Annotated in this window: 15 protein-coding genes; 3 read left to right on the forward strand and 12 right to left on the reverse strand. The window is 67.4% G+C overall.

Annotated elements, in window-relative coordinates:
- Positions 1 to 15 precede the first annotated feature (15 nt).
- A complete protein-coding gene (acnA, locus tag ACTJLD_RS06505) occupies positions 16 to 2,733 on the forward strand; it encodes an aconitate hydratase AcnA (RefSeq protein WP_440658360.1) in 2,718 nt (905 codons plus the stop codon).
- A 124-nt stretch (positions 2,734 to 2,857) separates the two neighbouring features.
- Here acnA and ACTJLD_RS06510 read toward each other — a convergent pair whose 3' ends face one another.
- From ACTJLD_RS06510 to ACTJLD_RS06520, 3 genes are read right to left on the reverse strand one after another with little or no spacing between them, the layout of a single operon-like run.
- Positions 2,858 to 3,289: a DUF1801 domain-containing protein gene (locus tag ACTJLD_RS06510; protein WP_060194856.1), complete on the reverse strand. Its 432-nt coding sequence runs from the start codon at positions 3,287 to 3,289 to the stop codon at positions 2,858 to 2,860.
- Positions 3,286 to 3,717 (reverse strand): SRPBCC family protein, encoded by a 432-nt coding sequence (locus ACTJLD_RS06515; protein ID WP_124534059.1) that lies wholly within the window; start codon positions 3,715 to 3,717, stop codon positions 3,286 to 3,288. The genes ACTJLD_RS06510 and ACTJLD_RS06515 overlap by 4 nt, the downstream gene beginning before the upstream one ends.
- Positions 3,717 to 4,040, reverse strand: coding sequence for an ArsR/SmtB family transcription factor (locus tag ACTJLD_RS06520; protein WP_027791112.1), 324 nt, complete (start codon positions 4,038 to 4,040; stop codon positions 3,717 to 3,719). Before ACTJLD_RS06520 ends, ACTJLD_RS06515 begins: the two co-directional genes overlap by 1 nt.
- A gap of 647 nt (positions 4,041 to 4,687) precedes the next feature.
- On the opposite strand from ACTJLD_RS06520, the gene ACTJLD_RS06525 reads away from it, so the two are divergent.
- A complete protein-coding gene (locus ACTJLD_RS06525) occupies positions 4,688 to 6,421 on the forward strand; it encodes a S53 family peptidase (RefSeq protein ID WP_440658363.1) in 1,734 nt (577 codons plus the stop codon).
- A gap of 64 nt (positions 6,422 to 6,485) precedes the next feature.
- On the opposite strand, the gene ACTJLD_RS06530 is transcribed toward ACTJLD_RS06525, so the two are convergent.
- The 5 genes from ACTJLD_RS06530 to ACTJLD_RS06550 all read right to left on the reverse strand — a co-directional run bounded on the left by ACTJLD_RS06530 (position 6,486) and on the right by ACTJLD_RS06550 (position 12,597).
- Positions 6,486 to 7,904 (reverse strand): MFS transporter, encoded by a 1,419-nt coding sequence (locus ACTJLD_RS06530; protein WP_027791110.1) that lies wholly within the window; start codon positions 7,902 to 7,904, stop codon positions 6,486 to 6,488.
- Between the two features lie 220 nt (positions 7,905 to 8,124).
- Positions 8,125 to 8,961 carry an ABC transporter permease gene (locus ACTJLD_RS06535; RefSeq protein WP_027791109.1) on the reverse strand — a complete coding sequence of 279 codons (837 nt, stop codon included), beginning with the start codon at positions 8,959 to 8,961 and terminating at the stop codon, positions 8,125 to 8,127.
- Between the two features lie 37 nt (positions 8,962 to 8,998).
- On the reverse strand, positions 8,999 to 10,255 hold the full coding sequence (locus ACTJLD_RS06540; RefSeq protein ID WP_060083427.1) for an ABC transporter permease: 1,257 nt from the start codon (positions 10,253 to 10,255) through the stop codon (positions 8,999 to 9,001).
- Between the two features lie 111 nt (positions 10,256 to 10,366).
- Positions 10,367 to 11,413, reverse strand: coding sequence for an ABC transporter substrate-binding protein (locus tag ACTJLD_RS06545; RefSeq protein WP_021158689.1), 1,047 nt, complete (start codon positions 11,411 to 11,413; stop codon positions 10,367 to 10,369).
- 77 nt (positions 11,414 to 11,490) lie between these two features.
- Positions 11,491 to 12,597: an ABC transporter ATP-binding protein gene (locus tag ACTJLD_RS06550; protein ID WP_060194862.1), complete on the reverse strand. Its 1,107-nt coding sequence runs from the start codon at positions 12,595 to 12,597 to the stop codon at positions 11,491 to 11,493.
- 108 nt (positions 12,598 to 12,705) lie between these two features.
- Here ACTJLD_RS06550 and pdxR point away from each other — a divergent pair, with 108 nt between their 5' ends.
- Positions 12,706 to 14,229, forward strand: a complete 1,524-nt coding sequence (gene pdxR, locus ACTJLD_RS06555; RefSeq protein WP_027791106.1) for a MocR-like pyridoxine biosynthesis transcription factor PdxR — start codon at positions 12,706 to 12,708, stop codon at positions 14,227 to 14,229.
- A gap of 36 nt (positions 14,230 to 14,265) precedes the next feature.
- On the opposite strand, the gene ACTJLD_RS06560 is transcribed toward pdxR, so the two are convergent.
- The 4 genes from ACTJLD_RS06560 to ACTJLD_RS06575 all read right to left on the reverse strand — a co-directional run bounded on the left by ACTJLD_RS06560 (position 14,266) and on the right by ACTJLD_RS06575 (position 19,211).
- Positions 14,266 to 15,300, reverse strand: a complete 1,035-nt coding sequence (locus ACTJLD_RS06560; protein WP_440658367.1) for a lipase secretion chaperone — start codon at positions 15,298 to 15,300, stop codon at positions 14,266 to 14,268.
- 3 nt (positions 15,301 to 15,303) lie between these two features.
- The gene (locus tag ACTJLD_RS06565; protein ID WP_059693985.1) at positions 15,304 to 16,398 is read right to left on the reverse strand and encodes a triacylglycerol lipase; all 1,095 of its coding nucleotides are present in this window, start codon (positions 16,396 to 16,398) and stop codon (positions 15,304 to 15,306) included.
- Positions 16,399 to 16,626: 228 nt separating this feature from the next.
- Positions 16,627 to 18,759 carry a TonB-dependent copper receptor gene (locus ACTJLD_RS06570; RefSeq protein ID WP_059684383.1) on the reverse strand — a complete coding sequence of 711 codons (2,133 nt, stop codon included), beginning with the start codon at positions 18,757 to 18,759 and terminating at the stop codon, positions 16,627 to 16,629.
- An 83-nt stretch (positions 18,760 to 18,842) separates the two neighbouring features.
- Positions 18,843 to 19,211: a DUF2946 domain-containing protein gene (locus ACTJLD_RS06575; protein WP_027791102.1), complete on the reverse strand. Its 369-nt coding sequence runs from the start codon at positions 19,209 to 19,211 to the stop codon at positions 18,843 to 18,845.
- Between the last annotated feature and the right edge of the window lie 144 nt (positions 19,212 to 19,355).

Below are 19,355 nucleotides of genomic sequence, written 5' to 3' on the forward strand. Positions count from 1 at the left end.
CCCAGGAAAATCACCATGGCCCACAATCTCCACAAGACCCTCAAGGAATTCGACAGCGGTTCCGGCAAAGGCAAGTTCTACTCGCTGCCGCAGCTCGGCAAGGAACTGAAGACGAAGATCGAACGCCTGCCGGTGTCGATCCGTATCGTGCTCGAGTCCGTGCTGCGCAACTACGACGGCAAGAAGATCACCGAAGAGCACATCGAGCAGCTCGCGAACTGGAAGCCGACCGCGAAGCGCGTCGACGAGATTCCGTTCGTGGTGTCGCGCGTCGTGCTGCAGGACTTCACGGGTGTGCCGCTGCTCGCCGACATCGCGGCCATGCGCGGCGTCGCGGAGCGTACGGGCAAGAACCCGAAGAAGATCGAGCCGCTGGTTCCGGTCGACCTCGTCGTCGACCACTCGGTCCAGATCGACTACTTCCGCCAGAAGGACGCGCTCGACCTGAACATGAAACTGGAATTCCAGCGCAACAACGAGCGCTACCAGTTCATGAAGTGGGGCATGCAGGCATTCGACACGTTCAAGGTCGTGCCGCCGGGCGTCGGCATCGTCCACCAGGTGAACCTCGAATACCTCGCGCGCGGCGTCCACAAGAAGGCGGACGGCGGCGACACCGTGTACTACCCGGATACCCTCGTCGGCACGGACAGCCACACGACGATGATCAACGGCATCGGCGTGGTCGGCTGGGGCGTGGGCGGCATCGAGGCGGAAGCCGGCATGCTCGGCCAGCCGGTGTACTTCCTGACGCCGGACGTCGTCGGCGTCGAGCTGAAGGGCAAGCTGCGCGAAGGCGTGACGGCCACCGACCTGGTGCTGACGATCACCGAAATGCTGCGCAAGGAGAAGGTCGTCGGCAAGTTCGTCGAGTTCTTCGGCGAAGGCACGAAGTCGCTGTCGCTGCCGGATCGCGCGACGATCGGCAACATGGCGCCCGAATACGGCGCGACGATGGGCTTCTTCCCGGTCGACGAAAAGACGATCGACTACTTCGAAGGCACGGGCCGCACGAAGGCGGAAATCGCCGCGTTCGAAAACTACTTCAAGGCGCAGAAGCTGTTCGGCATCCCGAAGGCCGGCGACATCGACTACACGAAGGTCGTGACGCTGGACCTGACGACGGTCGCCCCGTCGCTGGCCGGCCCGAAGCGCCCGCAGGACCGCATCGAGATCGGCAACGTCAAGTCGACGTTCACCGACCTGTTCTCGAAGCCGGTCGCGGAAAACGGCTTCGCGAAGAAGGCGGACGACCTGGGCACGCAGTACACGACGAGCAACGGCGTCGACGTGAAGAACGGCGACATCCTGATCGCCGCGATCACGTCGTGCACGAACACGTCGAACCCGAGCGTGCTGCTGGCCGCCGGCCTGCTCGCGAAGAAGGCGGTCGAGGCCGGCCTCACGGTCGATCCGAAGATCAAGACCTCGCTCGCGCCGGGATCGCGCATCGTCACCGAGTACCTGACGAAGACGGGCCTGCTGCCCTACCTGTCGAAGCTCGGTTTCGAAGTCGCGGCGTATGGCTGCACGACCTGTATCGGCAACGCGGGCGACCTGACGCCGGAGCTGAACGAAGCGATCACGAAGAATGACATCGTCGCGGCAGCCGTGCTGTCGGGCAACCGTAACTTCGAAGCGCGTATCCACCCGAACATCCGCGCGAACTTCCTCGCGTCGCCGCCGCTCGTCGTCGCGTACGCGATCGCCGGCAACATCACGCGCGACCTGATGACCGAGCCGGTCGGCAAGGGCAAGGGCGGCCGCGACATCTACCTCGGCGACATCTGGCCGACGAGCGACGAAATCCACGCGCTGCTCAAGTTCGCGCTCGATCCGAAGAAGTTCGAGGACAACTACTCGAAGCTGACCAAGAAGGGCGACCTCTGGAGCAAGATCGAGGGCGAATCGGGCCAGGTCTACGACTGGCCGAAGTCGACCTACATCGCCGAGCCGCCGTTCTTCGGCAACGACTTCTCGATGGACCCGGCTGCGTCGATCCCGACGGTCAAGGGCGCGCGCGCACTGGGCATCTTCGGTGACTCGGTCACGACCGACCACATCAGCCCGGCAGGCTCGATCAAGGAAGACTCGCCGGCGGGCAAGTGGCTGAAGGAAAACGGCGTGCAGAAGGCCGACTTCAACAGCTACGGCTCGCGCCGCGGCAACCACGACGTGATGATGCGCGGTACGTTCGCGAACGTCCGGATCAAGAACCTGATGATCCCGGCGAAGGCGGACGGCACGCGCGTCGAAGGCGGCCTGACGATCCACCAGCCGAGCGGCGAACAGCAGTCGATCTACGACGCGGCGATGCAATACGTCGCGGCCGACACGCCGACCGTCGTGTTCGCGGGCGAAGAATACGGCACGGGCTCGTCGCGCGACTGGGCCGCGAAGGGCACGCAGCTGCTCGGCGTGAAGGCCGTGATCGCACGCAGCTTCGAGCGTATCCACCGCTCGAACCTGGTCGGCATGGGCGTGCTGCCGCTGCAGTTCAAGGGCTCGGACAGCGTCCAGTCGCTCGGCATCACCGGCGACGAGACGTTCGACATCGAAGGCCTCGGCGACGACTTCAAGCCGCAGCAGGACGTCACGCTCGTGATCAATCGCAAGAACGGCGAAACGCAGCGCGTGCAGGTCCTGCTGCGCATCGATACGCCGATCGAAGTCGACTACTACAAGCACGGCGGTATCCTGCCGTTCGTGCTGCGCTCGCTGCTCGCAGCGTAAGCGCCCTGCCTTTGCAGGTGCCGCAGCCGCCTCGCGGCGGTTGCGGCCGATTTGAATGCCCGACCTCGTGTCGGGCTTTTTTTTGCCTGCGCGCGTTACGCAATGTTGCCGATTGTCAGGCTCGTCACGCCGCCTTGTCGCCGCGCGCCTTCGCGCCCGCTCCTCGTGCGTTCTTCTTCAAGTGCGTGCGGTTGTACTCGATCGCCGCGCGCACGAGATTCTTCAGCGCCCGCTTGTCGAGCCGGTCGCCTTCGAACAGGTCGATCGCGCGTCGCGCATTGCCGTCGAGACCGTCGTTGAACAGCTTGTCGGGATCGGGCAACTGCGCGCCGTGCATGAAGGTCAGCTTCACCTTGCCCTTGTGCGCGTTCGCCACCGCAATCATCCCGTCGCACGACCACACGGGGCTGCCCATCCACTTCCATTCCTCGACGATGCCCGCTTGCGCGGCGAGGATCGTCTGGCGAAGGTCGGCGAAGGTCTTGCCGCGCCAGTCGGCGATGCCGGCGATCAGCGCGTCGATGCGCTCCGACGGCGTGAGGTCCGTTGCGTTCATGCGCGGGCCTCCGTGCCTTCGTCGGGGCGTGTCAGCACCTGTTCGAGCGCATCGAGGAACCGCACCCAGCCGTGCTGCGCACCGCGGTACGCCTGCTCCTGGTCCGTGCGGAAGCCCACCTGCTCCATCCGCAGGTGCGTGCCGGCCGGCGTCGGCGTGAGCGTCCACGTGACGACGCTTTCGAGGCCGTACGCGGCCCACGTATAGGACAGCGTGCGCGGCGGCTCGATCGTCAGGACCTTGCAGTCGACCGAACCCCAGTCCGCGCGGAAACTGAAGGCGCGGCCCGCGACTGGTTCGAAGTCGCTTTTCATCAGCCAAGCCTCGATCAGGTGCGGTTGCGTGAGCGCGCGCCAGATCTTCTCCGGTGGATGAGGCAGTTCCCGGTCGACGACGACGGAGCGCGTTTCGGTGGTGGCCTGGTTCATTACTGGTCCATCCTTTTCAGAAGATCCTCGAGGGCATCGAACCGGTTTTGCCAGAAGCCGGCCATCTGGCTCGTCCAGTCGATCAGCGGGGCCAGCGCTTGCGGCTGCGCGCTGTAGTGCGTCTGCCGGCCTTCGTGACGGTCGTTCACGAGCCCGGCCTGCTTCAGTACGCCGAGATGCTTCGACACGGCCGGCTGCGAGACGCCCGCATGGGCCGTCAGCGCGGCGACCGTCAGCTCGCCGTCCGCGCACAGCCGCTCGAAGAGCGCGCGGCGGGTGGGATCGGCCAGCGTCCGGAAAAGCATGTCGTGATCGGTCTGCATGTCGTTCAAAATCCATAACCCGTTGGTTATGGATTGAAGAATAGCCGCCGGTCGACGCGCGTCAAGGCGGAATTTCACGAGCCGCGTCGTGCAATCCGGTGCGGGCCTGCCGTCCGTCGCGCCGGCGCGCGCCTGCGTCCGAATTCGAGCGTTTCCTCTAATCCGCATCTGCGACACGCGATCCGAAAGCCGCCTGCAAGACTGCCCGACGTGCTGTTCCACAGTTCGGGAAACGTTTGCGTTCGACCGGCCCCTTTCTTGTGCACGCGCGAATCCGTTTCTGCCGCATCGCTTCGTTTGACCACATAGTGCGACGCGGCATGCGGCAACGACCGGTCGCGCGCCACGCGTTCACGCGTCGATCCACTCCGCGATCGCGCATGTTCCGACGCCGTGACGAGCGACTCGTGCGCGCGAACGTCGCGCATTGCCGCGCCGTCGTGCCGCGAACCGGTTCCGTTCGCCACGTCCACGATCGCCTGCGCATACGACGCAGCGCGTGCACGCTCACACCCCGATGTCAGAACTGACAGCTATGGAAACTGGCAGCTACCTGAACGGTAGCGACGCCCTACGCTCGTCACCGCTCGCGACCCCACAAGGGTCGAGGGCTCCAGCAACGTCGTCTCTCCTAAAAAGGACTCCCGATGAAAAGGAACGCCTGGTTTGCCCTGCCCCTGCCGTCGCCCCGCCGCCTTGCATGCGTGGCACCCTTCGTGTTCGCTGCCGCTGCGGCGCATGCGGCGACGGACTGGGTCGATACCCATACGAAGGCCTTTCTGACCGGCCCGCAGTTGATGGCGCGCAGTGCGGCGCCGTCGCTCGAACTCGCGGCCGGCGAAACGACCGACGTCGTCGTCAGCCTGAAGCTGCGCAATGCCGCGCAGCTCAAGCAACTGGCGCGCGACGTGAACCGGCCCGGCAGCGCGCATTACCGCCAGTACCTCACGCACGAGCAGTTCCTCGCCAACTACGCGCCGACCGATGCGCAGGTGAAGTCGGTCGTCGACTATCTGCACAAGAGCGGCTTCGTGAATGTCGAGGTCGCACCGAACCGGTTGCTGGTGTCCGCACGCGGCACGGCCGGCACCGTGAAGACCGCATTCAACACGTCGCTCGTGCACTTCGACTACGCGGGCCGCTCGGGCTTCGCCAACACGTCGACCGCGCAGGTGCCGCGCGCGCTCGGCGACGTCGTCGGCTCGGTGCTCGGGCTGCAGAGCGTCGCGCGCGCGCGGCCGCTGCTGCGCATCGGCAACGTGTCGAAGCCGCAGGCGCTCGCGGCCGGCACGGCGACCGGCCACTATCCGAAGGAATTCCCGGGCCTCTACAACGCGACCGGCGTGCCGACCGCCGCCGGTGTCACCGTCGGCATCATCACGATCGGCGGCGTGTCGCAGACGCTGCAGGACCTGAAGCAGTTCACGTCGAGCAACGGTTACGGCACGGTCTCGACGCAGACCGTCAAGACCAACGGCTCGGGCGGCAGCTACACCGACGACCAGGACGGCCAGGGCGAATGGGATCTCGACAGCCAGTCGATCGTCGGCTCGGCCGGCGGCCAGGTCGGCAAGCTCGTGTTCTACATGGCGGACCTCAACGCCAGCGGCAACACGGGGCTCACGCAGGCGTTCAACCGCGCGGTGTCGGACAACACCGCGAAGGTGATCAACGTGTCGCTCGGCTGGTGCGAAACCGACGCAAACGCGGACGGCACGCTCGACGCCGAGGAACAGATCTTCACGACGGCAGCGGCGCAAGGCCAGACCTTCTCGGTGTCGTCGGGCGACGAAGGCGTGTACGAGTGCAACAACCGCGGCTATCCGGACGGCTCGAACTACACGGTGTCGTGGCCGGCTTCGTCGCCGCACGTGCTCGCGATCGGCGGCACGACGCTCTACACGACGTCGTCGGGTGCGTTCTCGAACGAGACGGTGTGGAACGAAGGGCTCGACGACAACGGCAAGCTGTGGGCAACGGGCGGCGGCGTCAGCACGATCCTGCCCGCGCCGTCGTGGCAGTCGGGCAGCAACCGCCGGCTGCCGGACGTGTCGTTCGACGCCGCGCAAAGCACCGGCGCGTACATCTACAACTACGGCCAGTTGCAGCAGATCGGCGGCACGAGCCTCGCCGCGCCGATCTTCACGGGCCTCTGGGCACGCCTGCTCGCAGCGAACGGCACGGGCCTCGGTTTCCCGGCCGGCAATTTCTATGCGGACATTCCGTCGCGTCCGTCGCTCGTGCGCTACGACGTGGTGTCGGGGAACAACGGCTATCAGGGGTACGGCTATAACGCAGGCACCGGCTGGGATTACACGACCGGCTTCGGCAGCCTGAACATCGCGAACCTCAACCAGCTGATCAAGTCGGGCGGGTTCTGAGCGCAGCTTGAAGGCCGGTGCGCGGCGGCAGGTCGCCGCGCGCCGGCGCGTGACTTGCCCTTGCCTATTCCGCCGCCCGCTCGCCCACGCGCTCGGACGCCGCCGCCACGCCGGCCCGATGCGACGGCGCAAAGAGCCGCAACCCGCTCGCGACACTCGCCGCCCCGGCGAACCCCGCGCCGAGCATCAAAGCAAGCGTCGGCCCGTGGCGCCCTGCGATCCCGAACGACAGCGCGACGAGCGCAGCACCCGTCGCCTGCCCGATCAGCCGCGCGGTCGCGATGATCCCGCTCGCGCCGCCGCTGCGCTCGGGCGGCGCACTCGACATCAGCGCCTTCAGGTTCGGCGACTGGAAGAAACCGAAGCCCGCGCCGCACAGCATCATCCGCCAGCCGATGTCGATCACGCCCGGCGCCGCCGGCAACGCGGCGAGCGACACCATGCCCGCGCTCAGCAACGCAAGACCGATCGCACCGAGCAGGCCCGGCGGATAACGATCCGACAACCGCCCCGCGATCGGCGCGGCAAGCGCGACGATCGCCGACCACGGCGTCATCAGGAACCCCGTCTCGACCGCGTTGCGATGCAGGACGGTTTCGAAATAGAACGGCAGCGACACGAATGCGAGCCCCTGCGCGGCGAACGCGCACACGGCGGTCAGCGCGGACAGCGTGAACACCGGCCGGCGAAACAGGTCGACCGGCAGCATCGGTGCCGGGTGCCCGGCCTGGCGGCGGATCAGCAGCCAGCCGAATGCAAGCGCGACCGCGGCCGACGCGAACACGATCGAAAGCGGCCCGCGCTGCGCGAATTCGCCGAGCGCGAAGATCAGCGACGCGAACGTGATCACGTTGAACAATGCGGCGACCGGATCGAATGCGTGCTTGCCGCGCGCCGTCTGCGGCAGCGACGGAATCGCCACGGCCAGCGCGAACACGCCGAGCGGCACGTTCACCGCGAACAGCCACGGCCACGCGGCGACCGACAGGATCAGCGACGCAATGGTCGGCCCCACCGCGAACGACACGCCGACGACGAGCGCGTTGAAGCCGACGCCGCGCCCGAGCCGGTGCGCGGGGAACAGGCCGCGGATCAGCGCGACGTTGACGCTCATGATCGCGCTCGCGCCGAAGCCCTGCACGATCCGCGCGGCCGTCAGCATCGGCAGCGTCGACGCGAGCGAACAGCCGAGCGACGCGAGCGTGAACACCGCGAGCCCGGCGATATACACGCGCTTGTGGCCGACGATGTCGCCGAGCGACGCGAACGGCAGCAGCGTCGCGACCATCGCGAGCTGGTATGCGTTGATGATCCATACGGACGCGGCCGGCGATGCATGCAGGTCGGCGGCGATCGCGGGCAGCGCGGTGTTCGCGATCGCGGTGTCGAGCGTCGCGAGCGCGACGGCCAGCAGCACGGCGGACATCGCGCGCCAGTTGACGGCCGGCTCATGCGCGCCGGCGGAGGAGGCGAATTCGGACAAGATGAGGCTCGGCTGACGAGCGACGCGTTGCGCCGCGTCGCGGATTGGACTCGCGGCGGCGTTCCGGTCGCACCGCACGGAACGCGCGCCGCCGCGTCCCGTATTGTTGCAGAGCCGCATCGAACGTGCAGGCGGCCGCTTCGTCAGTCAGCGAAATGAAAGCAATGCGCGGCCACGCACGACACGTGGCGACTCAGTTGCCGGGGGCAAGCCCGCCCGCTCAGCTCACCGCGCGCCGCGCATTGCGTCCGCGCAGCCATTCGAGCGCAAGCAGCAGGCTCGTCGAGAAGATGATCAGGATCGTGGCGAGCGCGGCGATCGTCGGGCTGATGTTCTCACGGATGCCCGTGAACATCTGGCGCGGCAGCGTGGTCTGGTCCGCGCCCGCGAGGAACAGCGTGACGACGACTTCGTCGAACGACGTCGCGAACGCGAACAGCGCGCCCGACATCACACCCGGTGCGATCACCGGCAGCGTCACGCGGAAGAAGGTCGACACCGGATTCGCACCGAGCGACAGGCTCGCGCGCACGAGGTTCTGGTTGAAGCCCTGCAGCGTCGCCGCGACCGTCGTCACGACGAACGGCACGCCAAGCGCCGCGTGCGCGGCGATCAGCCCCGTGTAGGTGTTCGCGAGCCCGAGCGGCGCGAAGAACAGGTACATGCCGACGCCGACCACGACGACGGGCACGATCATCGGCGACAGCAGCACGGCCATCAGCAGCCCCTTGCCGCGGAAGTCGGCCTTCGTGAGACCGATCGCGGCGAGCGTGCCGAGCACCGTCGCGACGACGGTCGCCGACGGCGCGACGATGAAGCTGTTCTTCGCGGCCATCCGCCACTCGTCCGACGCGATCAGGTTCTCGTACCAGCGCATCGAGAAGCCCGGAATCGGATAGACGAGGAACGTGCTCGACGAAAACGACAGCGGCACGATCGCGAGCACCGGCAGGATCAGGTACAGCAGCGTCAGCACGACGAGCACGCGCAGCGCGACGTACCACGCGCGCTCGACGAACGACATGTGCGGCGCGAACAGCGGCCTGGCGAGTTTCATGGTCGGATTCCCCTTCCCGTTTCGTTGTGCGCGGCGCTCAGCCGAGGCTCACGTTCGTGCGCGTGAAGCGCCCGTACACCGCGTACAGCACGAGCGTCGCCGCGAGCAGCAGCCCGCCGAGCGCGCACGCCATGCCCCAGTTGATCGTCACGTTCGTGAAATACGCGACGTAGTAGCTGACCATCTGGTCGTTCGGCCCGCCGAGCAGCGCGGGCGTGATGTAGTAGCCGATCGCGAGGATGAACACCAGCAGCGCGCCCGCGCCGACGCCCGGATAGGTCTGCGGCACATACACGCGCCAGAACGCGGCGAACGGATGGCTGCCGAGCGATACGGCCGCGCGCTGGTAGGTCGGCGGGATCGACTTCATCACGCTGTAGAGCGGCAGGATCATGAACGGCAGCAGGATGTGCGTCATCGAGATATACACGCCGATGCGATTGAACAGCAGCGTCAGCGGGTGCGAGATCAGCCCGCTGCCGATCAGCGCCGTGTTGATGAGCCCTTCGCTCTGCAGCAGCACGATCCACGCGGCGACGCGCACGAGCACCGACGTCCAGAACGGAATCAGCACGAGGATCATCACGAGGTTGGCACGCCGCTCCGACAGCGTCGAGATCCAGTACGCGAGCGGATAGCCGAGCAGCAGCGCGAACAGCGTGACGGCGACGCCGATCACGAACGTGCGGCCGAAGATCGCCAGATAGATCGACTGGTCCGGATCGGCCTGCACGATGTGGCCGAAGCCGTCCTGCTTGTGGTCGAGCGCGGCGAGCAGGTAGAACGGCGACACGGTGCTGCCGTTCTTCGCGATCGACTGCCAGTACGCGACGTCGCCCCAGCGCGCATCGAGGTCGATCAGTTTCGCGCGCGTCTGCGCGGGCGTCAGTGCCGCGTCGTTGTCGCCTTTCAGCGGCATCGCGCGCGCCGTCTTCGCGACGAGCGAGCGATAGCCGGGAATCTCGGTGTTCAGGCGCCGCGCGAGCGCACCCATCGCCTCGCTGTCGGCCACCTTCGTCATGTCGGCCGCAAGCGCGACATACGCGGCGTCGGCCGGCGGTGCCTTGCGGTCCCAGCCCGACAGCGCGGCGACCGTGCCCGGCAACGCGGTCGCGATCTCCGGGTTCTGCACCGCGCGCGTGAGCAGCGTGCCGATCGGCACGACGAAAATCAGCAGCAGGAAAATCGCGAGCGGGGCGACCAGCAACAGCGCCATCGTGCGCTTGCGGGCTTCGGCGGCCTTCAGCTCGCGCTTGAGCGCGGCGGTCGACGGCGAGGAAGACGCGATCGTCATCGTATTCAACGTTTCTCTCCGGCCGGGGACGATCCGGCGGAAGGCCGCGCGACGCGATCGACGCGCCGCGCGGCAGGTTGCATCAGGACACCTTTGAGGATGCCTGACCGGTTACTTCGTCGCCCATGCGGCGAAACGCTGCTCGAGCTCGTCGCTGTGGTCGGTCCAGAAGCCGATGTCTTCAAGCACGGCGTTCTTGCCGTTGGCCGGCGAGTTCGGCAGGTTCGCGAGCGTCTTCGCGTCGAGCGACTTGATCGCCGCGATGTTCGCGGGGCCGTACGCGATGTGCTGCGCATACCCTTGCTGCGGCTTCGGCGTCAGCGTGTACGCGATGTATTGCTCGGCCAGCGCCTTGTTCGGCGAGCCCTTCGGAATCGCCCAGTAGTCGAGGTCGTAGATGCTGCCGTTCCACACGACCTTCAGGTTCTTGCCTTCCTTCTGCGCGGCGTCGATGCGGCCGTTGTACGCGGTCGACATCACGACGTCGCCGGCGACGAGGAACTGCGGCGGCTGCGCGCCCGCTTCCCACCACTGGATATACGGCTTCAGCTCGTCGAGCTTCTTGAACGCGCGATCCTGGCCGGCCTTCGTGCCGAGCACCTTGTAGACGTCCTTCGGCGCGACGCCGTCGGCCATCAGCGCGAATTCGAGGTTGTAGCGCGCCCCCTTGCGCATGCCGCGCTTGCCGGGGAATTTCTTCACGTTCCAGAAATCGGCCCAGCCGGTCGGGGCCGACTTCAGCTTATCCGCGTTGTACGACAGCGCCGTCGACCACACGAAGAAGCCGACGCCGCACACCTGCGGCGATTCCGGAATCAGGTCGGACTTCTTCGCGATCTTCGACCAGTCGAGCTTCTCGTACAGCCCTTCGTCGCAGCCGCGATTCAGGTCGCCCGACTCGACTTCGACCACGTCCCAGTTGACGTGCTTCGCCTCGACCATCGCCTTCACTTTCGCCTGCTCGCCGTTGTATTCGACGGCGGTGACCTTGTTGCCGGTCGCCTTCTCGAACGGCTGGTTGAACGCGGCCTTCTGCGCGTCGCCGTTCGCGCCGCCGAAGTTGACGACCGTGAGTTCGGCAGCCGATGCCGATACGCCGACGACGGCGAGCGCGAGTGCCAGCGCGGTACGACGCGCGGTAATGCTTGCTCGGTTCATGGTGGTTCCTCTCCTCTCGTGGTGGAAGTGGGCAGTTGTTGTTGACGACGTACAGCGGAAAATCGGGAAAACCCTGCTCAAGCGAACACGCGCAGGTGTTCGGGTGCGAACGCGAGCGCGACCGGTGCGCCGGGCGAGAACGCATCGAGCGCGCCGGTACCGAGCGGCACCTTCACGAAGCACTCGTCCTGGCCCGGCAGCGCGCAGCGCATGCGCACGTGATCGCCGAAATAGATGAGGCTGCGCGCCTCGCCGCTCAACCGGTTGGCGGCCGCGCCGTTCGCGTGTCCGTTCGCGCCGTGCGGGGCGAGGCTCATGCGTTCGGGGCGGATGCACGCGACGGCCGGCGCGCCCTCGGCCGCATCGCCGATGCGGCGGCCGACGAGCTGCGTGCCGTCGTCGAGCCGGAATTCGCAGAATTCGCCGTCGACGCGCGCGATGGTGCCGCGCAGCCGGTTGCTGTCGCCGATGAAGTTCGCGACGAATTCGTTGCACGGCGACTCGTACAGGCGGTCGACGGTGTCGAGCTGCTGCACGATGCCCTTGTCGAACACGGCGACGCGATCGGACATCGTCAGCGCCTCGCCCTGGTCGTGCGTCACGTACACGAAGGTCACGCCGAGCTTTTCGTGCAGGGCCTTCAGTTCGTACTGCATGTGCTCGCGCAGTTGCTTGTCGAGCGCGCCGAGCGGCTCGTCCATCAGCACCAGCTTCGGCTCGAACACGAGCGCGCGCGCCAGCGCGATGCGCTGCTGCTGGCCGCCCGACAGTTGCGCCGGGTAACGTTTCGCGAAGCGCTCCATCTGCACCATCTTCAGCGCATGCGCGACGCGTTCTACACGCTCGGCGGCCGGCAGCTTGCGCACGGTCAGCGGATACGCGACGTTCTGCTCCACCGTCAGGTGCGGAAACAGCGCGTAGTTCTGGAACACCATGCCGATGTTGCGCTTGTGCGGCGGCACGTTGTTCAGCAGTTCGCCGTCGAGGCGGATCTCGCCGCCGGTCGGGAATTCGAAGCCGGCCAGCATCATCAGGCAGGTCGTCTTGCCGGAGCCCGAGGGCCCGAGCAGCGTCAGGAATTCCCCGCGGTGGATATCGAGGTCGAGCGATTTGACGACCAGCGTTTCGCCGTCGTAGGTCTTCCGCACGCCGCGAAAGCTGACGATCACATCATCGGACTTCATCGTGGCTGTCCCCTTGCTTCGCGACAATTGATTTTGAGATGCGAGCCACTATACGGCGCCCACGGTTCTACAATAGGGAACCATTTCAATATTACTAGTAGGACCACTTTGGATACCGTGATCCTCGCCGACTGGCTCTCCGCCCGTCTCGACCGTAGCTCGCCCGAGCCGATGTACCGGCAGTTGCTGCAGCTGATGCAGCAGGCCATCCTGACCGGAGAATTGGGGCCAGGAACCAAGCTGCCGAGTTCTCGCACGCTCGCGGCCGACCTGTCGATCGCGCGCAATACCGTGCTGCACGTGTACGACCAGCTAACCGCCGAAGGCTACGTACTGACGACCACCGGCAGCGGCACCTATGTGGCCGACACGCGGCCGGATGCCGCCGCGATCCACGTGCCGGGCGCCGCGCCGCCGCCGTCGAGCGCCGATGCGGCGCCACAGCCGGACGCGCAGGGCGGCCTGTCGATGCGCGGCCGGCAACTGATCGAGCATGCGGGGGTATCGCGACGCCAATGGGGCGCGTTCATGCCGGGCGTGCCGGACGTGTCGGAATTCCCGAGCCGGACGTGGAGCCGCCTGCAGGCGCGGCTGTGGAAGGAAGCGAACCCCGAGCTGCTGACCTATGCGCCGGGCGGCGGCTACCGGCCGTTGCGGCGCGCGCTCGCCGATTACCTGCGCGTCGCGCGCTCGGTCAAGTGCTCGCCGGACCAGGTGATCATCACGACGGGCATCCACCAGTCGATCGATCTCGCGGTGCGGCTGCTGTCCGACATCGGCGATCGCGCGTGGGTCGAGGAACCGTGCTACTGGGGTGTGCGAAGCGTATTGCAGGCGGCGGGCCTCACGCTGACGCCGGTGCCGGTCGACCAGGAAGGGCTCGACCCGCGTGCCAGCGACATGCAGCATCCGCCCCGGCTCGTGCTCGTCACGCCGTCGCACCAGTACCCGCTCGGGATGGTGATGAGCCTCGCACGGCGCCGGATGCTGCTCGAATACGCGCGGCAGCACCGCTGCTGGATCATCGAGGACGACTACGACAGCGAGTTCCGCTACGGCAGCCGCCCGCTCGCGTCGCTGCAGGGGCTCGACGACGGCGGCCGCGTGATCTACGTCGGCAGCCTCGGCAAGATGCTGTTTCCGGGGCTGCGGATGGGCTACATGGTCGTGCCCGAGCATCTGGTCGACACGTTCCGCACCGGGTTGTCGGAGCTGTACCGCGAGGGCCAGTTGATGCAGCAGGCCGTGCTCGCCGAATTCATCATGGACGGCCACCTGACTTCGCACGTCAGACGGATGCGCACGCTGTACGGCGAGCGCCGGCAGCTGATGATCGACGCGATCCGCGCGCGCTTCGGCGACGCGCTGCCCGTGATGGGCGACGAGGCCGGCCTGCATCTCGTGCTCGGCCTGCCCGACGCCTGCGACGACCGCGCGGTCACGCAGAGCGCGTTCGATGCGGGCGTGATCGTGCGCCCGCTCACCAGCTACTACAGCAACCTCGATACCGCGCGGCGCGGCCTGTTGCTCGGTTATGCATGCGTCGCGCACGAAGGCATCCGGCCGGCATTCGACACGCTCGCGAATACCATCGAGCAACACCTGCCTCGCGATCTCACGCGCGCGGCATAACGACCGTCATGCGCAGGGCCGCCAGCGCCGCCCGTGTTACCGCGCGCTGCCCGCCCCGCGATCGAGCGAAGCCGCGCGCACGGCTTCGCCGGGCTTCGTGAACACGCGCTGCCGCAGCGCGGCGATCTGCGCGTCGCGATCCTGCGGCGACAGGCCGGCCGACTCGATCTGCGCACGCTGCGCCGCGTAGTCCGCGTAGCGGCTCTGCCACGATGCGTCGTCCTGCTGCATCTGCGCGACGCGCGCGGCCGCTTCGGGGCCGAGCGTCTGCGTCAGTTGTGCGCGCATCGCATCGGGCGTCGCCCCGCTCTTCTGCAATTGCGCGATCTGGTCGATCGCCGCGCGCTGCCGGTCGACGCGCTGCTGCGCGGCGCGTTCGTCGGCCGGCATCTGCTGTTCGAGCGCCGCGAGCCGTTCGGCCTTCTGCGCATCCGTCAGCGCGGGGTCCTGCGCGATCTTCAGCCGCGCGAGGTCGTAGCGCTGCCGCCATTGCTCCGCACCGAAGAACGGCTGGCTCCAGTCGCCGAGCGTGCGGTACGCGATCGACGCGCGCTGGTCGAGCGCGAGCTGCAATGCACCCAGGTCCGACTTGTCGACCGCGCCGGCATCGCGCAATTTCGCGAGTGCGTCGAGATACGCGCGATACCGATGCCACACGTCGAGCGCCTCGGCCTGCGCAACGGTACCGTCGAGCTGTGCGGCAATCTCGCGCACGACGAACGCATCGAGCCCGGCCGCACTCAGGTCGCTCTGCGCGGTCAGGCAGTAGTCGAAGAAATCCCGCACCGCGCGCGCCTTCGCGAGATGGCCGCCGGCATCGAGCGGCAAGCGGGGCGCGCTGGAGCCGGCGAGCGACGGCGGCAGGCCCGTGCTTGCCGGCACGGCGGCCTGCGGCAGTGCGGCAGCCGGTCCGCGTGCCGCCGACGCATCCGGCGGCTCGCCGGATGCGCCCGTCCCGCCATGCCGGCCCCCGCCGCTCCACATCGCCACGCCGGCAATCGCCGCCAGCCCCACGGCACCATAGACCACGGCGCGGCGCGCCAGCGGCGCGCGTCCTCCTCGTGCCGTCATCGATTACACGCCCGCCAGCTTCAGCCGGTTCGCATGCGTGCGGATCACCGCGACCGGATCTTCCGCATACGCGCCGCGCACGCCGAGCAGCTGGTTGATCTCGTCGAGGTGGTTCCACTTGTAGTTCGTGCTCAGCACCTTGCCGTACAGCGCACTGCACTTCGACACGAGCCCGTCGTTCTGCCCGGAGCCGCGGTTGATCATCACCGTGCCGGTGCCGAACAGCGCGAGCGTCGACAGGTCGAGCACGTTCGCCGGATCGACGAGCGGAAGGGTGCTCGTGTCCGTCGCGCCCGTGACGCCGAACACGGAGAGCGTCGGCTGGATCGCCGTGCCGGCCCACGAATACAGCAGGTGCGTGTTGCCGCCGACGGTTTCGGTCGGCGCACCGGTCTGGCAACTGCCCGGCGCACCCAAGCCCGCGCTCGGATAGTTCTGGTTGTAGGTGGCGGCCCGTGCGGTGGTCAGCGTCTGCAGTGCGGCGAGCGCGTCCTGGTTGGTGTTGTGGCTGCTGCTCGTCAGGATCCCGAACACATTGACGAACGCGGCGATCACCGATGACGAAAGCCCGGTCGGATCGTACGCGAGCACGTTCTGCACGAAGTCGGCGAATTCGGAGCCGCGATGCGGCGTGCCGATCGTCGTCACCGACGCAACGAGATCGGGCGCGACGGCAGCAACATAGCGCGACGAGAGGCCGCCCTGGCTGTGACCGACGAGATTGACCTTGGTCGCCCCCGTCGCCGCGAGCACCGTCTTCACGTAAGCGAGCAACTGTTCGCCGCGCCCGTTCGGGCCGTCGTCGCTCTGGAAACCCGACAGGTTCGCGACGTAGACGGTCGCACCGTTCTGTTGCAGGTCCTCCTGGATGCCGTACCAATACTCGAGCACGCCGGCGTACTTGTCGGTACCCGAGAGCCCGTGCACGAGGATGATCGGGTAACGCGTCGCCGCGTAGCCAGCGGCGGGCGCGGTGGCCGCCATTGCCGCGTGCGTCGTCGCAAGCGTCATCACCGCGGTCGTCCCCGCGAACGGCGCGATGCTCATCGCGCATGCCACTGCCCCTGCCACCACCCTGGAACGCATCGTCCTGGCCATGCATGTTCTCCTGATTATTGTGCTGCCGGTGCGAATGAAGCCGGATCGACACACACCCTGCATCGCGAACGTCGCGCGCACCGTGTGCGTCGAATGCGGGAGTGAATCACGACTCGCGAACGTTTGCGCCCTGACTAGACACGGTTCTCTAATCGGTTGACGCGCCCCGCCCGTTCAGGCGGGGCCGCGTTCATGCGTGCGCATGCTGCAACGCACACGCGCGACGCGTTACAGCTTCGCGCTCACGCGCACCCAGGCGGTCCGGCCCGGCTCCATCACCGGCGAGTTCGCCGGATAGCCGAAGCCCGCGTTGCCGGCGAGGTTCAGGTGCTCGGTATAGGCCTTGTTCAGCACGTTGTCGACGCCCACCGATACCTGCACGGTCTTGCTCACGTTGTACTGGGTATGCAGCGAGAGCACGCCGAATCCGGCGCTCGGGCCGAAGTCCTTGCCGACCACGTTGCCCTCGTTCAGGGCATAGCGATGCTGCGGCGCAACGATGCGCCACAGGCCCCCTGCCGACCACGCACCACGCGTGTACTCGAGCCCGATGCGTGCCTCGAGCGGCGGCATCTGCGGCAGCGGATCGCCGCTTGCCACGTTGCGCCCCCACGCATACGCGAGCGACGTCTCGACGCGCAGCGGCGCAACCGGCCGCCACGACACGCCCGCCTCGCCGCCCATGATCTGCGCATTGACGTTGGTCGCCTGCGTGGTCGGGCCCATCATGCCGGCCGAGTAGTTGAACAGGATGAAGTCCTGCACGTAGCCCGCGTAGGCCGACACCCATGCATCGAGCCGGTCGCTCTTGTATTGCGCGCCGATGTCGAGCTGCGTGGTCTTCTCCGGCTGCACCGCCGAAAACGCGTTGACCGAACCGGCCGGCCCGCGCTTCGCGGAGAACAGCTCCCAGTAATCGGGATAACGCTCCGTATGGCCGATCCCCGCGTACCACGTGACGGGCAGCGACGCGAGATCGCGCTCGTAGCGGATGAAGCCGCTCGGCAGCACGCGCGTGCGATCGTCGTCGAAGGTCGGATTCGGCTTGCTCTTCATCATGCCGCTCGTCGTCGCGCGCTTGTCGCGTGCGCTCGCATAGTCGACGCGCACGCCGCCGATCACGCGCGACACTTCGCTCGCGTACCACGTCAGTTCGCCGAACACGCCCGCGTTCCACATCGTCGCCTGCGCATCCCACGGCTGGTCGCCGTAGTTCTGCCGCCCCATCGCCGAGCGCGAGTCGAGCCGGTTCGATTGCGCATCCACGCCCGTCACGAGCTTGAAGTCGCCGGCGAAACGGAACGTCGCGGCTGCGCGCGCGCCGACCGTGCGACGCCGCACTTCCGACGCCATCCGCATCGGCATGCTGCTGGTCGGGTCGGGTTGCCGCAACGTGTAGTTGTCCATCACGTGATCGGCTTCGTTGTAGTACACGCGCGCCTCGATTCGGTCGAGCACGTCGCCGATATGCTTCTTGTCGAACGACAGGCCGAACGTCTCGCGGCGGAAATGCGCGCCGTCCATTCCGCGCCCCGCGTAGCGCGCATAGCCGTCGCCGGTGCCGGCGGTCAGCTCGACGCGCGTGTGGTCGTCCGGTGTCCAGCCGAGCGCCGCATCGGCGTTCCATTTGTCCCACTGCGACGGCACGGTGTTGCCGTTGCCGTCCTTGTAGTCCTGCGAATGTGCGTGGTTCGCGGTCACGCGGCCATAGACGTCCGGCGTGCCGGCCGTCACGTCGATGTTCTGGTCGTTGCGGCCGAACGACCCGCCGACCAGGCTGCCCTCGAAGCGCATGCCGGGCTTGTCGAATCGCGGGGTCACGCGCTCGAACAGCACGGTGCCGGCCGATGCGCCGGGGCCGTACAGCACGGTCTGCGGCCCCTTCAGGACGGTGACCTTGTCATAGCTTTCCGGTGCGATATACGACGTCGGCGCATCCATCCGGCCCGGGCATGCGCCGAGCGTCGACATCCCGTTCGCCAGGATGTTCAGCCGCGAGCCGAACATCCCGCGCAGCACGAGGTCGCCGTTGGTGCCGCCGCTGCGGATCGACGTGAAGCCGGGGATCGTCTTCAGATAATCCGCGCCGTCGCTGGCGGGCAGCGGCTGGCGCGGGGTCTTCGGATCCGTGACGACGACGAGCGGCGTCGTCAGCGGCGATGCGACGACTTCGATGGCCGGCAGCGGCGCGGCCGTATCGTCGGCCGGCGCGCCGGCCGCGCGCGCCGTTTCGGCTGCCGCGGCGCTCGCGGCCAGTGCGCCGGCTGCGAGCGCGGGAACGGTGAGTTTCAGCACGCGCGGCATGCGCCGCGCACAGGCATTGCGCGACGCCCGCGGCGCACGCAACTGGAAAATGGTCATGATCGAAAGCCCGAGTGACGCCCTCCGCACGGCCTCGACGGGCCGCACGGATATCGGCGGTGAAAAGAACGGAAAACAGCGCGTCAGGCGCGCTCGGGCGGTGCGCGCGGGTACGCGCGCGGATAGCGGTCGGCGCGCGCCGCGACGGCAGGCGGCGCGACGGCGGAGACGGAAACGACGGGAACGGAAGCGAGTGCCGCGGCGGCAGTCCCGCCGATCGCGGGACTGTGCGCGAAGAAACCGCAGTAGCCGCACGCATCGAGATGCAGCGCGTGATCGTGCATGCGGCCTGCATCGGGTGACCGATGCGCGCCATGCTCTGCACTGCAGACAATTGCGTCGGGCGTGGCCGCCTGCGCGACGCGCCACTGCGACACCAGCGGCGCCGCGATCGCGAACCAGATCGCGAGCACGCCAAGCCAGGCGGTCAGGTGACGATGTCGGTGCAGCATGCGCGGCGCAGAGTAAGCGGAATGTAAAAACAGCCGAGATGTTACAGAATGTTTAACGCGCTGACCAGCGCAGATGGCGGTAAACGGACCGGGGGCGCATGGTTGTCAACACAACCATGCGCCCCCGCCTGCTGCATGCTTCCG

The sequence above is a fragment of the Burkholderia sp. 22088 genome, assembly GCF_052045915.1.
Lineage (GTDB): Bacteria > Pseudomonadota > Gammaproteobacteria > Burkholderiales > Burkholderiaceae > Burkholderia > Burkholderia cepacia.